A 15,277-nucleotide genomic window follows, 5' to 3' on the forward strand; every position below is an offset into this window, starting at 1 on the left:
AACGGGCTGATCGAGTCCACCAACACCAAGACCCGCCTGATCATCCGCCGAGGCTTCGGCTTCCGCACCGCCGACGCCATCATCGCCCTCGTCATGCTCACCCTCGGAGGCGACCGCCCAACACTGCCAGGACGCCAACTCGCCTCAGACTGACCCACACATCAAGCAGAAGAGCCTTGTTTCGGCTATGCATGTGCACTTGGTCTTCGTGACGAAGTACCGGCGCGGGGTGTTCAACGACGAGATGCTGACGCGCTGCGAAGAGATCATGCGCAAGGTCTGCGAGGACTTCGAAGCGGAGCTGAAGGAGTTCAACGGCGAACGCGATCACGTCCACCTCCTGGTGCACTACCCGCCCAAAGTCGCCGTCTCGAAGCTGGTCAACAGCCTCAAGGGCGTCTCCGCTCGCCGGATACGGTAGGAGTTCACCGGCCGGATCAACCGCGCCATCATGCACGGGCACCTGTGGTCGCCCTCGTACTTCTCCGCGTCGTGCGGCGGAGCACCGTTGGCGATCGTCCGCCAGTACATCGAGCAGCAAAAACGTCCGCTCTGAGGCGCACGTCACAGCAGCCTTGAGATGCATTCATCCCCGGCGTGAACGCCGGGGCTTTCTGCAAGAGCCCCGGTAAGCCGGACGCAGCGGCGCGCGCTGTATCGGCGGCCATGTCCGTGCGCTTGCGGGGTTCAGCGCCGGATGTGGGTCATCTTCGGGTCGAAGAGCGGTTCCTCGGCCACTGTCGCGGCGACACGCTTGCCGAGGTAGTCGATCTCCACATCGATGCCCGGTGTACTCGCCTCGCTGGGAAGCCAGGCATAGGCGACGCCCTTGGCGATCGTGTAGCCGTAGGCTGCGCTGGTGACGTAGCCGGCCGGCGATCCGCCGAGGTAGACGGGCTCCTTGCCGAGCACCACGTCGTCCGGGTCGTCGATCGTCAACGCGGTCAGCTTCCGGGACACCGTGTCCGGCGACCTGGCGGCCAGCGCGGCGCGGCCGAGGAAGTCACCGGCGTCCATCCGCACCGCGAAGCCGAGGCCGGACTCGTAAGGATCGTGTTCGGTGGTCATGTCGACGCCGGACAGGCGGTAGCCCTTCTCCAGCCGCAGGCTGTTGAACGCGCTGCGGCCCGCGGCAATCACCCCGAGGTGCTGTCCGGCCTGCCACAAGGTGTCCGACAGCCGGGCTCCGAATTCGGCCGATGTGTAGATCTCCCAGCCGAGTTCGCCGACGTAGGATACCCGCAACGCGGTGACCGGCACGTTTCCCAGATACGCGTGCTTCGCCTTGAAGTATCCGAAGCCCTTGTGCGAGAAGTCGGTGCCGGTCAGGGGTTGCACGAGATCGCGGGCCAGCGGACCCCATACGCCGATGCAGCAGGTGCCCCCGGTGATGTCGCGGATATGCACCGAACCATCCGCGGGCGCGTGCCGCAGCAGCCAGTCCGTGTCCAGTGCGGAGTTCGCGCCGACCTGGAATCGGTCGTCGGCCAGTCTCGCCACGGTGAGGTCGCTGCGCACACCGCCTGACTGGTCCAGCAACAGGGTGTACGTGACCGCGCCGACCGGCTTGTCCAGGTTGTTGGTTGTCATCCGTTGCAGGAAGCCCAGCGCCCCGGGTCCGGAGATCTCCAGCCGCTTCAGCGGGGTCATGTCGTACAGGGCGACCTTCTCCCGGGTGTGCAACGCCTCGGCACCGGCGATCGGCGACCAGTACCGAGCGGCCCAGTCGTTGCGGCCGGGTATCCCGTAGCCGTCCACAAGGGACTCATTGGCGGCGAACCAGTGCGGCCGCTCCCAACCGCCGCCTTCCAGGAAGTACGCGCCCAGTTCCCGCTGTCGGCCTTGGAACGGGCTGGTCCGGAGCGGCCGCGGGCTCTCCATCGGCTGCAACGGGTGGATCACGTCGTAGACCTCGACGAAGTTCTGGCAGCCACGTTCGTGGACGTAGTCCGGCGCCAACTGGAAGTCCTCGAACCGGTTCACATCGCACTCGTGCACGTCGACGTCCGGCCGGCCGGCCACCAGCCACTGCGCCACCGCCCGCGCGACCCCGGCGGAATGGGTGACCCACACCGCCTCGGCCAGCCAGAATCCCTTGACGTGCCGGGATTCGCCGAGCAGCGGCATACCGTCGGTGGTGAAGGAGAAGATCCCGTTGAAGCCGTCCCCCACCTTCGCCCCGGCCAACGGGGGCAGCAGGTCGACCGCGTCCTGCCAACTCGGCGCGAAGTCCTCCGGGGTGAAGGCGAGCATGGAGGGCTGCCTGCCGGCATCCTGCCAGTTCGCCGAGGGGCCGAGTCCTTCCAGGCTCGCCGGCATTGGGCGGTGCGCGTAGCTGCCGATGCCGATGCGGTCCACGTGCTCGCGGAAGTACAGGTCGGCATCCTGGTGCCGGAGGATCGGCCGGACCGCCTCGGCGGCCTTGTCGACCGTGCCGGCGAGCGCGGTCAACGGCGTGGTCGTGACGTACTGGTGTGCCAAGGGCACCAGCGGTACGGGCTGTCCGACCAGAGCGCCGACCGCGGGGCCCCAGAAACCGGCACAGGACACGACGATGTCCGCGTCCAGCCGGCCGGATTCGGTGACGACGCCGGTGACCCGGCCACCGGCCTGCTCGATGTCGATCACCTTGGTATTGCCCACGAAGGTGGCGCCCCGCGCACTGGCCAGCCTGGCCTGCGCCTCGGCGGCGCGGACCGCCTTGGCCAGGCCGTCGGTGGGCACATAGAAGCCGCCCAGCACCCGCTCGCGGTCCAGCAGCGGATACCGCTCCGCGCATTCCGCCGCGTCCAGCAGTCGCGCGTCGACGCCCCACGACGCCGCCCAGCCCGCCTTGCGGTGCAGATCGCTCCACCGCTCCGCGGTGGTCGCCACCTCCAGGCCGCCCACCTGCCGGAAGCACCACTGCCCGTCCAGCGTGAGGCCGGAGAACTTCTCCACCGTGTAGCGGGCGAACTCCGTCATCGTCTTCGACGAGTTGGCCTGGAAGACCAGGCCGGGAGCGTGCGAGGTGGACCCGCCCGTGGCGAACAGCGGGCCCTGGTCGAGCACGGTCACCGCGGTCCAGCCGCGCGCGGTCAGTTCCTCGGCGAGGGAACATCCGACGATGCCGGCTCCGATGATTACGACGTGAGGCTGGGTCGTCATGTGACCTTCCAAAGCAGTGGCCTGACAGCTGATATCGAACCGCCGGCGGATGGGGGAGCCGGCCGCGACGCGTTACCCGGCGTCGGTCTCGAGGCGGGTGAGCGAGACCGATCGCAGGTCCCGCTTCCGGGCCCATCGCACGGCCCATCCGATACCCACGGCCGCCCACAGCACGGAGAACAGGACGATGCTGCCTCCGGTTTTGAACGGCAGACCCAGTTCGGCGACGAAGAATCCCTGGTAAAGGATGTAGCCGTCGATGACGATGCCGATGACGGGGACGGCGCCGTTGACGAACCAGCGGAATTCGGCGCGCTTGTAGCGCAGGTGGTAGACGAGGTTGGCGACGTTGACCCCGAGGTAGCAGACCAGAACGAAGAAGACGAAGATTACGCCGAGATACCCGTACCCGCTGGAGGGGCCGCCCTGCCACCAGGCGAAGACGATCAAGGCCACGGCGGCGATGACGATCGTCGCCAGTTCGGCGTTCCAGGGGCCTTGGGTCTTGCGGTCCACCTTCGCCAGCCGGGCCGGGCCGAAACCTTCACGGGCCACCGCGTACAGCAGCCGGCTCGCCGCGTAGACCGAGGCGCCGAAGCTCGCGATCGCCGCGGTGAAGCCTGTGATCGGCACAAGGATGGCCAGTGCGCCGACGTACTTCTGGGCGATCGGGTACACCGGGGTGACTTGGCCGGCACTGACGTAGGCCTCAACCGTGTGAACCGGCACCGAGATCGCGAAGCCGTACGAGGTGAGGGCCCAGAACCCGCCGGCGATGACCGTGATGAGGATGGTCGCAAGCGGAATCATGCGGCTCGGGGTCTTCGACTCCTCCGCCACCGGGGCGATGCTGTCGACGCCGGCGATCGACATGAAGGCGAAGACCAGCGCCAGGCCGAGTCCGGAGAAACCCGCCTTGGCGGCACCCGGGTTGAACGGTTCGGCGGAGAAGTGCCCGAGGGAGCCGCCGCGAGCGACGATGACGACGGCCACGAGCGCGACGAACGCGGCCTCGAACAGCATGAGCACCCCGATCATCCGCGCGCCCAACCGGATGTTGCTACGGGCCATGTAGGCGGCCACTGCTATGGACAGCAAGCCGCCCGCGTACCCCGTCCACAGCGACGTATGGACGCCGAAGTACTCGAGAAACGCGTTGAAGAAGACCGCGAACGCCAGCGGGTACAGGGCCGCGGCGACGACGTACCCGGTGATCATCATCCAGCCCACCCAGAGCCCGACGCCCGGCCTGGTGCTCTCCCACAGCCAGGTGAAGGCGCTGCCCGCCGAGGGGCGCCGCCCGTTCATCACCGCGAAACTGATCGCGGTCGGGATGATGGCGATAGTGATGAGGACGAATACCAGAGGCATGACGGGGCCACCGGCAGCGGATTCGATGAATCCCATATTGAGGTAGATGACGGGCGCGAGCGCGAAGTACGCGAGACCGATGAAGGCCACCCGGCGGAGATTGAGGCTTCCGCCGGCCAGCCGCGTTCCCGGCACGAACGACGCGGCGGGCGTCGCGTCCGGTACGGATCTGTCAGAGACTGTCGGCTCAGGGGGCATGCTCACTGGCGTCTTCCCATCGTGGAGGTTGGCGGATCAGGCCCCCGTTCGGTGGCGCGGTCAAAGGCAGACGCATCGCCACCGGCAACCGGCGTCGGTGTTATGAGGACTGGAAGATGCTCAGCGGCATCGTCATGCCGACGTTCCAGACGCCGGAGTCCACGATTTCGAAGATCTTGAGATCTCCGGTGGCGCTGCAGAGGATGTAGGCGTCTTCCCGCGTCAGTCCATGCTCATCGGCCAGCCAGTCGATCATGGCTCGGGTGGCCTTTTTGGCGCCGGTCATCAGATCCGGGTCGATGCCCATCGTGGAGTGGTAGCCAGCCGCGTCCTTCGGCGAGACCGCGGCGGGCGGGACCCGGAAGCTGGGTGCCTCGGACCGCCGCTTGCGCAGCGTGAACCGCAGTGACGCCTGCATCGGGCACTCCACGGCGGTCACGCAGACCTCGCCGTCGCCCTGCGCGGCGTGCGGATCACCGCAGGAGAACAGCGCGCCGTCGGCGAAGACGGGGAGCCAGAGCGTGACACCGGTGGTGAGGTGCCGGTTGTCCATGTTGCCGCCGCCGTGGTGGGGCGGGAACGGCAACTGCCGGGCGGGTTCTCCGGGATGATTGCCCAGCACTCCGAGGAACGGCGACACCGAGATCTCCACGCCCGGGACAAGCGTCGTGGTCGCGCCCTTGGTCAGGTCGAACGTCCGGACGTATCCATCGGGGAAGTCCTCCGGCAGCAGACCGAGTCCGGGCAGGAACGCCGCCCACCCCCAGTCGCCGGGCTTCAGATCGAGGATTTCGATCTCCAGCGTGTCACCGGCCTCCGCGCCGTTGACGAAAAGGGGCCCGGACAGGTTGTAGATGGTGTCGAAGTCGAACTTGCTCTCGGGATACGTCGCCCCGGGCCATACCTGGCCCTCGCCCGCCACCTTGAGGTCGTAATGCACCACGTCGCCGGAATTGATCGCCAGCGCAGGTTCGAGGTCGGCATCCCACTCGTGATGAATCAGGGTCGGTTCGATAACGTGTTCACGCGCAGCCATCGCGACTCCATTCGGCGCTCGTCGTACAACGACTCTCGATGGATGAGTAACCGTCGAACTGATATACCAGAAGGTATGACGCTCATGTATCGGCGTCAACACCCACGTGTGTCCGCCGTGTAACACCTGGCCGGACGCCCACCTCGATCGGAAGCAGCGGCAATGCGGATGGGGCTGGCAGACGAAGACAGGCCGGCGGGCACATCTCTGTCGGATCGGGCCTACGCCGTGATCCGCGATCTGCTGATCACCCTGGAGATCGCCCCCGGATCGGTCATCAACGAAGAGGCTCTGATGCAGCGCCTCGGCATGGGGCGCACCCCGGTCCGCGAGGCGATCAAGCGGCTGGAACTGGAGAAGCTCGCCGCGATCTATCCCCGCCGTGGCACGTTCGCGACGGACATCAACATCGCCGACCTGGGCCGAATCTCCGAAGTCCGCGTTCCGCTGGAGGGTTTGGTGGCGGCCCGCGCCGCCACCCGCGCGAGTCAGGACGACATCGAGTCACTGGAGCGGATCCTCGGAGCCCTGCGGGACGCCGACGACAACCGCCGGCTGCTGGAGATCGACGTGTCGATGCACCGGGCCGTCTACCACGCCGCGCGCAACCCTTACCTGGAGGCGACCCTCAACCAGTACCTCAACCTCTCACTGCGCATGCTCTACCTCGTCCTCGACCGCCTGCCGCACCTGCCCGACCACCTCGCCGAGCAGCGCGCACTGGTCGATGCCATCAAGGCCCGCGACAGCGACCGGGCACAGGCTCTCGCCGTCCAGCACCTCACCGCCTTCGCCGACGAGATGCGAGCCGTGCTGTAGGCACGCCCGAGTCGGTCCGCGCGCCGCTCAGATCACCTTGCGGATGGCGGACTCGAATCCCGCCACATGGCCGGCGGCGAAGCCGGCGGAGCGGTCCGCGTCGCCATCGATGACCGCGCGCAGCAGCTGCCCGTGTTCGAGCACGTGGTCGGCGAGCCCCGGCAGGCGATCGAGGAACAGGCACCAGATGCGTGTCGCCAGGTTGCCGTACCGGATCAAGGTGTCCTCGAGATATGGGTTGTTGGTTGCCGCGTAGATCGCGCGATGGACGCGTACGTCGAGTCGGATGAGCTCGCGCAGGTCCTTCGTCCCGGCCGAGCCGAGTTCCGCCAGCAGGAGCTCCAGCTCGGCGCGGTCACGGCCGGTGAGGCGACGGGCGGCGGCAGCCGCGGCCAGGGGCTCGAGCTGCTGCCGGACCTCGGAGATGTACCCCAGATCCGTGATGTGGACCTCCGTCGCGAAGGTGCCGCGTCGTGGATACGCGATGACGAGCCGCTCCGACTCCAGCCGTTTGAGCGCCTCCCGTACGGGCGTGCGGCCGAGCCCAAGTTCGCTCGCCACCTGCTCGTCACTGATCGGCGCCCCCGGCCGGATCTGCAGGGTCACCAACCGGTCGGAGATGACCTGGTACGCCTTCTCGGCCAGCGATCGCCGGCCGCCCTCCGCCGCAGCCCACATGACGTACCGGGCACCTCCCTTGACGCGAGCAGTCTCCATGATTACGGTATCTAATATATCAGTCTTTGTTATTGAGGATTTCAGTGCCGCTCAGTCGATCGGCCACCCGGGAAGCAGGCACGCGATGAGGAATCCGACGGCCGTCGGCGGTGCGTCACCGGCAGACGGTGTGCCCGACCACCCGGCCTTCCTGTGGCGCAACCCCGACCCGAAGCCGTCCTACGACGTGGTCATCGTCGGGGGCGGCGGTCATGGCCTGGCGACCGCGTACTACCTGGCGAAGAACCACGGCATCACCAACGTGGCGGTGCTGGAGAAGGGCTGGCTGGCCGGCGGCAACATGGCCCGCAACACCACGATCATCCGGTCGAACTACCTGTGGGACGAGAGTTCCGGGATCTACGAGCATTCGCTCAAGCTGTGGGAAGGGCTCGAAGAGGATCTGGGCTATCCGATCCTGTTCAGCCGGCGAGGCGTGCTGAATCTGGCGCACAGCCTTCAGGACGTCCGTGACAGCAAGCGGCGCGTCCACGCCAACCGGCTCAACGGCATCGACGCGGAGTGGCTGGAGCCCGAAGACGTCGCGAAGGTCTGCCCGATCGTCAACGTCTCCCCCGATACCCGCTATCCGGTGCTCGGGGCGACCTACCAGCCGCGCGGGGGCATCGCCAAGCACGACTACGTCGCCTGGGGCTTCGCCCGCCGCGCCGACGAGTACGGGATCGACCTGATCCAGAACTGCGAGGTCACCGGTCTCGACATCGCGGGCGGCCGGGTCGTGGGCGTGCGGACCACTCGCGGCAGGATCGCCGCCGGGAAGGTGGCGCTGGCCGCCGCCGGCCACTCATCCGTCCTGGCCGGTATGGCGGGTCTCCGGCTGCCGATCCAGAGCCATCCGCTGCAGGCACTCGTCTCCGAACTGCTCGAGCCGGTGCACCCCACCGTGGTGATGTCGAACGCCGTGCACGTGTACGTCTCCCAGGCACACAAGGGCGAACTGGTGATGGGCGCGGGCATCGACAGCTACAACGGATACGGCCAGCGCGGCGCGTTCCACATCATCGAGCGGCAGATGTCCGCCGCCCTGGAGCTTTTCCCGGTTTTCGCCCGCGCCCATCTGCTGCGTACGTGGGCCGGCATCGTCGACGTCACCCCGGACGCCTCTCCCATCGTGGGGCTCACGCCCGTCGACGGCCTGTACCTCAACTGCGGCTGGGGTACTGGCGGGTTCAAGGCCACCCCCGGTGTCGGCTGGTGCTTCGCGCACACCGTGGCGCACGACGAGCCGCATCCCTACAACGCCCCGTTCACGCTCGACCGGTTCACCACCGGGGCTCTGGTCGATGAGCACGGCGCCGCCGCCGTCGCCCATTGAGCAGCGCCCGTTCCCACGAAGAGAGACGCGATGCAGCTCATTCCCTGTCCCTGGTGCGGAAACCGCGAAGAGGCCGAGTTCCATTACGGCGGCCAGGCCCACGTGACGTATCCGGCCGACCCGCACGCCCTGTCCGACGCGGAATGGGCGCAGTTCGTGTTCTTTCGCGACAACCCCAAGGGCCCGTTCGCCGAACGGTGGATGCACGCCGCGGGCTGCCGACGGTGGTTCAACGCCGTCCGTGACACCGCCACCCACGATCTGCTCGCCGTCTACCGCGTCGGCGAGCCCCCGCCACGAGTCGTCGCACCGGTGGCGGGACAGCATCGAGGGCAGGTGGGGAGGGCATGATCGCGCGGTTCCGGCTCGACGGCCGCGGCCATATAGACCGCGGCACCGAGCTGACCTTCACCTTCGACGGCACGCGCTACCACGGGCACCCCGGCGACACCCTCGCCTCGGCGCTGCTCGCGAACGGTGTGCACAATGTCGCCACCTCGATCACGTACGGACGTCCCCGCGGCATCGTGGCCGCAGGCGTCGAGGACCCGGGCTCCCTGGTCCAAATCGAGGCGCCGTTCCCGGAGCCCATGCTGACCGCGACCACCGTCGAGCTGTACGACGGCCTGGTCGCCCGCGGCCTGCGCGGGCAGGGCCGGCTCGGCGGTGAGCCGGATCCGGCCCGCTACGACGCGACGCACGCCCACTGCGACCTGCTGGTCGTCGGTGCCGGGCCGGCCGGGCTGGCCGCAGCACTGGCCGGCGCCAGGGCCGGCGCCCGCGTCGTGCTCGTCGACGACCAGCCGCGGACGGGCGGATCCCTCCTGGGCACCGCGGAGACCCTCGACGGCGCACCCGCGGCCGACTGGGCGGCCCGGGTCGGCGGCGAACTCGCCACCTTCCCCGACGTCCGCATGCTCACCCGTACGACCGCCTTCGGCTGCTACGACGACGGCTTCGTACTCGCCCTGGAGAAGCGGACCGATCACCTCGGGGCAGCCGCGCCCGCGCACCTGTCGCGGCAGCGCGTCTGGCGGATCCGCGCCCAGCAGGTCGTCGTCGCCACCGGAGCGCACGAACGCCCTGTGGTGTTCGACGACAACGACCGCCCGGGCATCATGCTGGCCGGCGCGGCGCGCACCTACCTCAACCGCTACGGCGTGCTGGCCGGTCGCGGCATCGCGGTGTTCACCACCAACGACAGCGCCTACGGCGCCGCGATCGAACTCGCCGACGCCGGTGCGGACATCGTGGCGGTCCTCGACGCCCGCGACGACGTACCGGGCTCCCTCGCCGCCGAGTGTCTGCGGCGCGGCATCGAGGTGCGGCCGGGGCACGTGGTGACCGGCACCAGCGGGGGCGACCGCATCACCAGTGCGCACGTCGCGCCGTGCGCGGACGGCCGGCTGGGCGCGCGCCAGGGCGTCTCCTGCGACCTCTTGCTGGTCTCGGGAGGCTGGAATCCGGTGGCGCATCTGTTCAGCCAGGCGCGCGGCAGGCTCCGCTACGACGCGGCCCTCGGGGCGTTCCTCCCCGAGGGCCCACTGCCCACCGTTCGGACGGCGGGTTCGGCCCGAGGGGTGTTCACACTGGCCGGCTGCCTCGCCGACGGAGACGAGGCGGCGCGGCAGGCGCTGGCCGCGACCGGGCGGGCCGCCGCGCCGGTGACCCTGCCCGCCGCCGTCGAGCGGGGCGACGGTCTGCCCGGCCGCGTGCTGTGGTCGGTACCCGACCCCGGCAAGGGCGGCGGCGCGGGCGCGCGGTTCGTCGATCTGCAGCGCGACGTCACCGTGGCGGACGTGCTGCGCGCCACCGGCGCCGGCCTTCGGTCCGTGGAACACGTCAAGCGGTACACCACCCTCGGCACCGCGCACGACCAGGGAAAGACGTCGGGCGTCATCGCCTCCGGCATCGTCGCGCAGGCGCTCGGGGTGGACATCGCCGACCTGGGCACGACCACCTTCCGGCCGCCGTACACACCCGTGTCGTTCGCCGCGCTGGCCGGCCGGGACCGGGACTCGCTTTTCGACCCCGTGCGGGTGACCGCGCTCCACCCGTGGCACGTCGAGCAGGGCGCTGTGTTCGAGAACGTCGGGCAGTGGAAGCGCCCCTGGTACTACCCGCGGCCCGGCGAGGACATGGAGACGGCCGTCCTGCGCGAGTGCCGCGCGGCCCGCGAGAGCGTCGGGCTGATGGACGGCTCGACGCTCGGCAAGATCACCGTTCAGGGTCCTGACGCCGGCGAGCTGCTCGACCGGATCTACACCAACCTGATGAGCAGTCTGAAGGTCGGCTGCGCGCGCTACGGCGTCATGTGCGGCGTGGACGGCATGGTCATCGACGACGGCACTGTCATCCGCGTCGCCGACGAGGAGTTCCTGCTCACCACGACCACCGGCAACGCCGCCGAGGTGCTGGAGTGGATGGAGGAATGGCTGCAGACGGAATGGCCCCAACTGCGCGTCAGCCTGACCTCGGTCACCGAGCACTGGGTGACCGTCCCGCTCGTGGGACCCCGCTCCCGTGACGTACTGGCCGCCGTCGCGCCCGGCCTGGACGTCAGCAATAACGCCTTCCCCTTCATGACCTGGCGCGACGCAACCGTCGCCGGCGTCCCCGCCCGCGTCTGCCGGATCAGCTTCTCCGGCGAGCTCGCCTACGAGGTCAACGTCGTGGCCTGGGACGGCGTGGCCGTGTGGGAGGCGTTGATCGCGGCGGGCGAGCCCTACGGCATCACGCCGTACGGCACAGAGACGATGCATGTGCTGCGCGCCGAGAAGGGCTACCCGATCATCGGCCAGGACACCGACGGGACCGTCACGCCGCAGGACCTCGGCATGTCGTGGGTGGTGTCGAAGAAGAAGCCCGACTTCATCGGCAAGCGGTCCTTCTCCCGGCCGGAGAACATCAGGTCCGACCGCAAACAGCTCGTCGGTCTCCTGCCGGTCGACCAGCACGTGCTGCTGCCCGAAGGCGCCCAGCTCATCACCACCGAATCGGTGCCACCACCGCCGGTCCCGATGCTCGGGCACGTGACTTCGAGTTACCGCAGCGCGGCGCTGAACCGGACCTTCGCGCTCGCTCTCGTCCGGTCCGGCAGGGAGCGCATCGGCGAGACGCTGTACGTCCCCCTCGACGGCACCGTCGTGCCGGTGACCGTGACCGATCCTGTGCTCTACGACAAGGAGGGGGCTCGCCGTGACGGTTGAGACGTCCATCCGCCTCAGCCCGCTCGCCGACTGGGCAGCGGCGTTCGATCAGCTGCCCGCCGGCATCCGGATCCGGGAAATGCCCTTCCTCACCCAGCTGTCACTGCGGCTCGACCCCGGCGGCCGGGCCGCTGCATCGGTCGCGGAGGCCATCGGCGTCGCCTTGCCGACTGCACCGTCCACCTTTGTGGGTACCGATGAGGTCGAGGCTCTCTGGCTGGGCCCGGACGAGTGGCTCCTCGTCGCACCGCCCGGGGCGGGGGCGCAACTTCAGGACGCCCTGCGGGCAGCGATCGGCGACGGGTTCGGAACCGTCACCGACGTCTCAGCCCAGCGAACCACGCTCTGCGTGTCCGGCAGTCTCGCGCAGGAGGTTCTCGCACGAGGCTGCGCGATCGACCTGCACCCGCAGGTCAGTCCCCTTGGGACGTGCGTGCAGACCAGGCTTGCGCAGGCCGGCGTCATCCTGCTGGTCCGGGACGACACGGCGACCTGTGTCCGGCTGCTCGTCCGTTCGTCCTTCGCTCCCTACGTGGCGTCCTGGCTGGTCGACGCATGCACCGAGTACCGGGAAGCGGTGCTATGACCACCAGTGTCTACGACTCGTTCAAGACCGCCATCGGCCTCTCCGGCTCCCCCACAGTGGGGCCCGTGCGCGCGGCCGGGACGATCGTCCGGTCCCTCCCTCGGGGCCGCCTCCGAGCCCACGACGGCCCGCGTCCGCGCGTCCACTGCAGGGATGAACGACAAGAAGACAGCCCGTGGCGGACTCGCGCTCACCGTCGTTGCATGCAGAGGGGACAGGCATGACCCATCACTTCGTCCTTACCTTGAGCTGCCCCGAGCGACCGGGAATCGTCCACTCGGTGACGTCCTTCCTCGTCCAGCACGGCTGCGACATCAGCGAACACCAGCAGTTCGACGACCCGGTGCACGGGCATTTGTTCCTGCGGACCAGCTTCACCTCTCCCTCGCCGGTGTTGACACTTCAGCACCTGCACGACGCCTTCGGACCGGTAGCAGCAGCGTTCGGCATGAGCTGGCAGATGCGTGACGCCGCCCACAAGCCGCGGGTCCTGGTGATGGTGTCGAAGTTCGACCACTGCCTCGCCGACTTGCTCTACCGCTGGCGCAGCGAGACGCTGGACGCCGAACTGGCCCTGGTGGTGTCTAACCACCCCGACCTGCGCCCATTGGCGCTCGCGGCCGGGCTCGCATTCGAGCACGTCCCAGTCACCGCCGACACCAAGCCGCAGGCCGAAGGCCGGCTCCTCGAACTCGTCGACGAGCACCAGATCGACCTTGTGGTGCTGGCACGCTACATGCAGGTCCTGTCCAACGACCTGTGCAAGCGTCTCGAAGGGCGCGCCATCAACATCCACCACTCCTTCCTGCCAGGCTTCGCCGGCGCGAAGCCCTACCACCAGGCCTACCTCCGGGGCGTGAAGATGGTCGGCGCGACCGCCCATTACGTCACCGCCGACCTGGACGAGGGCCCGATCATCGAGCAGGAGGTCATCCGGGTGGACCACCGTCTCTCCCCCGACCAACTCGTACGCATCGGCCGGGACGCCGAACGTCTTGCCCTTGCCCGAGCGGTCAACTGGCACTGCCAGAACCGTGTACTGCTCCACGGCAACCGCACGGTCGTGTTCAGCTGACGCCACACACTGGGGTGCGGACCCGCGAGACCACATCGGCCGGCTACCAGCGCGCGCTCGCCGCGCACCAGGCCAGCAAGCCTCGCGCTTTCATGAAGCGGGCTGTCCGGCAGGCGGTCAGGAAAGCAGAAAGTGCCTCTGACCAGCAAGAATGAGGATTGTCGAGGTCCTTGTTCCTGCCATCGCCGGAGGCACTTCCCAGGTGAAGCACTCTATCGGGTCCTACCCCCGTGTCCGTGTCCAGGACGACGGCCGCCAGGTTGTCTCCCAGGCCGGGTCGGTCCTACTCGTCGAAACGGTCCGCAAGACCGGTCTTGACCAGGCCATATCCCAGGCTCTGGCTCCATGGCGGAAGCCGCGGGCCGTCCACGATCCCGGCAAGGCCCTCCTGGAAGTCGCCCTGGCGGTCGCACTGGGCGGGGACTGCCTCGCGGACGTCGCGACGCTGCGGTGCGAGCCGGCCGTCTTCGGCCCGGTCGCCTCCGACCCGACCATCTCTCGCCTGATCGACACCCTCGCCGCCTCCGGCGAGAAAGCCCTGCAGGCCATCCGGTCCGCACGGTCCGAAGTCCGCCATCGTGCCTGGTCATTGGCCGGCCAGAACGCCCCGGACGCCGGCGGTCAGGTCATAGTCGATCTCGACGGCGTCCTCGTGATCGCCCACTCCGACAAGGAGGACGCGGCCGCAACCTGGAAGAAGACCTACGGCCATCACCCGCTGACGGCCTTCCTCGACCACGGACCGGGCGGAACCGGTGAGCCCGTCGCCGCCCTCCTGCGACCGGGAAACGCGGGCTCCAACACGGCAGCCGACCACATCACCACCGCCCAGCTCGCCCTGGCCCAACTGCCGAAGCACTACCGGCGCGGGCGGCAGACCCTGATCCGCACCGACTCCGCGGGCGGCACCCACGACTTCGTGTCCTGGCTCGCGCGACGGGGACGATAGCTTTCCTACTCGGTCGGCATGGTGATCACCGAAGCGATCCACGAGCACGTGCTGAAGGTCCCCGCCTCAGCCTGGACCCCGGCCGTCGAGACCGACGGTGAAGCTCGTGACGGGGCCTGGATCGCCGAGCTCACCGGGCAAGCTCCTGGACGGCTGGCCCAAGGGCACGCGACTGATCGTCCGAAAGGAACGGCCCCATCCTGGCGCCCAGTTGAGGATCACGGACGCGGACGGCATGCGGATCACGTGCTTCGCGACCAACACCCCTAACCAGCCGATCGCCGCCCTCGAGCTCCGTCACCGGATGCGCGCCCGGGCCGAGGACCGCATCCGGGCCGCCCGGACCACCGGCCTGCGCAACCTGCCCCTGCACACAACAGCCCAGAACAAGGTCTGGCTCGAGATCGTCCAGATCGCCCTCGACCTGCTGGCGAGCAATAGTCAAAACCTGTGGATGAACCGCCCTGGGTTCGGTAGAGATCTTAGAGGGCGTTAAGTCCGTTTCTGATAGCGGCCACGTCCGGGTTGCTCGAGGAATCCCTGGCGAATGAGTCGTCCCAGGCGGGAGCGGGTGACGTTGATCGAGGGCTCGTCGGTGGGCAGGCCGAGGTGTTCGTGCAGGTCGCGGACGCGGAACACCTTCTCGGGGTGTTCGTTGAAGGTAGTCACGATGCGCTGGTAGACGGTGGCGGTCTCCGCGGGGGGAGGCCGGTTCGCAGTCGGGCGGGGCGAGGCCGTCGATGACCTTGCGGGTGGCGGCGAGCTCGGCCAGGCGGGCCTCGGCGAGGGCGGTGGTGAGCTGCTCGATCTGCTCGCGCAGGTTGTCGGCTCGTG

At 68.6% G+C, this 15,277-nt stretch carries 9 protein-coding genes and 4 pseudogenes; 8 read left to right on the top strand and 5 right to left on the bottom strand.

Annotated elements, in window-relative coordinates:
• Positions 1-153, top strand: a pseudogene (locus AB0N14_RS38155) (ISL3 family transposase); the annotation flags it as partial.
• A gap of 7 nt (positions 154-160) precedes the next feature.
• Positions 161-556: pseudogene (tnpA, locus tag AB0N14_RS38160) on the top strand (IS200/IS605 family transposase).
• Positions 557-687: 131 nt separating this feature from the next.
• Here tnpA and AB0N14_RS38165 read toward each other — a convergent pair.
• The 3 genes from AB0N14_RS38165 to AB0N14_RS38175 form a co-directional block, all read right to left on the bottom strand.
• A complete protein-coding gene (locus tag AB0N14_RS38165; protein WP_366030308.1) occupies positions 688-3,147 on the bottom strand; it encodes an FAD-dependent oxidoreductase in 2,460 nt (819 codons plus the stop codon).
• A 72-nt stretch (positions 3,148-3,219) separates the two neighbouring features.
• On the bottom strand, positions 3,220-4,716 hold the full coding sequence (locus tag AB0N14_RS38170) for an APC family permease (RefSeq protein ID WP_366030309.1): 1,497 nt from the start codon (positions 4,714-4,716) through the stop codon (positions 3,220-3,222).
• Positions 4,717-4,816: 100 nt separating this feature from the next.
• The gene (locus AB0N14_RS38175; RefSeq protein ID WP_366030310.1) at positions 4,817-5,752 is read right to left on the bottom strand and encodes an acetamidase/formamidase family protein; all 936 of its coding nucleotides are present in this window, start codon (positions 5,750-5,752) and stop codon (positions 4,817-4,819) included.
• Positions 5,753-5,920: 168 nt separating this feature from the next.
• Here AB0N14_RS38175 and AB0N14_RS38180 point away from each other — a divergent pair, with 168 nt between their 5' ends.
• A complete protein-coding gene (locus AB0N14_RS38180; RefSeq protein WP_366030311.1) occupies positions 5,921-6,571 on the top strand; it encodes a GntR family transcriptional regulator in 651 nt (216 codons plus the stop codon).
• A gap of 27 nt (positions 6,572-6,598) precedes the next feature.
• On the opposite strand, the gene AB0N14_RS38185 is transcribed toward AB0N14_RS38180, so the two are convergent.
• On the bottom strand, positions 6,599-7,249 hold the full coding sequence (locus tag AB0N14_RS38185) for a GntR family transcriptional regulator (protein ID WP_366030316.1): 651 nt from the start codon (positions 7,247-7,249) through the stop codon (positions 6,599-6,601).
• Between the two features lie 124 nt (positions 7,250-7,373).
• On the opposite strand from AB0N14_RS38185, the gene AB0N14_RS38190 reads away from it, so the two are divergent.
• The 5 genes and pseudogenes from AB0N14_RS38190 to AB0N14_RS38210 all read left to right on the top strand — a co-directional run.
• Positions 7,374-8,624 carry a sarcosine oxidase subunit beta family protein gene (locus AB0N14_RS38190; protein ID WP_366030312.1) on the top strand — a complete coding sequence of 417 codons (1,251 nt, stop codon included), beginning with the start codon at positions 7,374-7,376 and terminating at the stop codon, positions 8,622-8,624.
• A gap of 30 nt (positions 8,625-8,654) precedes the next feature.
• Positions 8,655-11,833, top strand: a pseudogene (locus AB0N14_RS38195) (sarcosine oxidase subunit alpha family protein).
• Entirely contained in the window at positions 11,823-12,419 is a 597-nt protein-coding gene (locus AB0N14_RS38200; RefSeq protein ID WP_366030313.1) for a sarcosine oxidase subunit gamma family protein, read from the top strand. The pseudogene AB0N14_RS38195 and the gene AB0N14_RS38200 overlap by 11 nt, the downstream one beginning before the upstream one ends.
• Before the next feature lie 220 nt (positions 12,420-12,639).
• Positions 12,640-13,494 carry a formyltetrahydrofolate deformylase gene (gene purU / locus AB0N14_RS38205; RefSeq protein WP_366030314.1) on the top strand — a complete coding sequence of 285 codons (855 nt, stop codon included), beginning with the start codon at positions 12,640-12,642 and terminating at the stop codon, positions 13,492-13,494.
• Positions 13,495-13,696: 202 nt separating this feature from the next.
• Positions 13,697-14,876, top strand: a pseudogene (locus AB0N14_RS38210) (IS1380 family transposase); the annotation flags it as partial.
• A 59-nt stretch (positions 14,877-14,935) separates the two neighbouring features.
• On the opposite strand, the gene AB0N14_RS38215 reads toward AB0N14_RS38210, so the two are convergent.
• Positions 14,936-15,112: a hypothetical protein gene (locus AB0N14_RS38215; protein WP_366030315.1), complete on the bottom strand. Its 177-nt coding sequence runs from the start codon at positions 15,110-15,112 to the stop codon at positions 14,936-14,938.
• Between the last annotated feature and the right edge of the window lie 165 nt (positions 15,113-15,277).

Source organism: Streptomyces sp. NPDC051104, from assembly GCF_040682835.1.
GTDB lineage: Bacteria > Actinomycetota > Actinomycetes > Streptomycetales > Streptomycetaceae > Streptomyces > Streptomyces cynarae.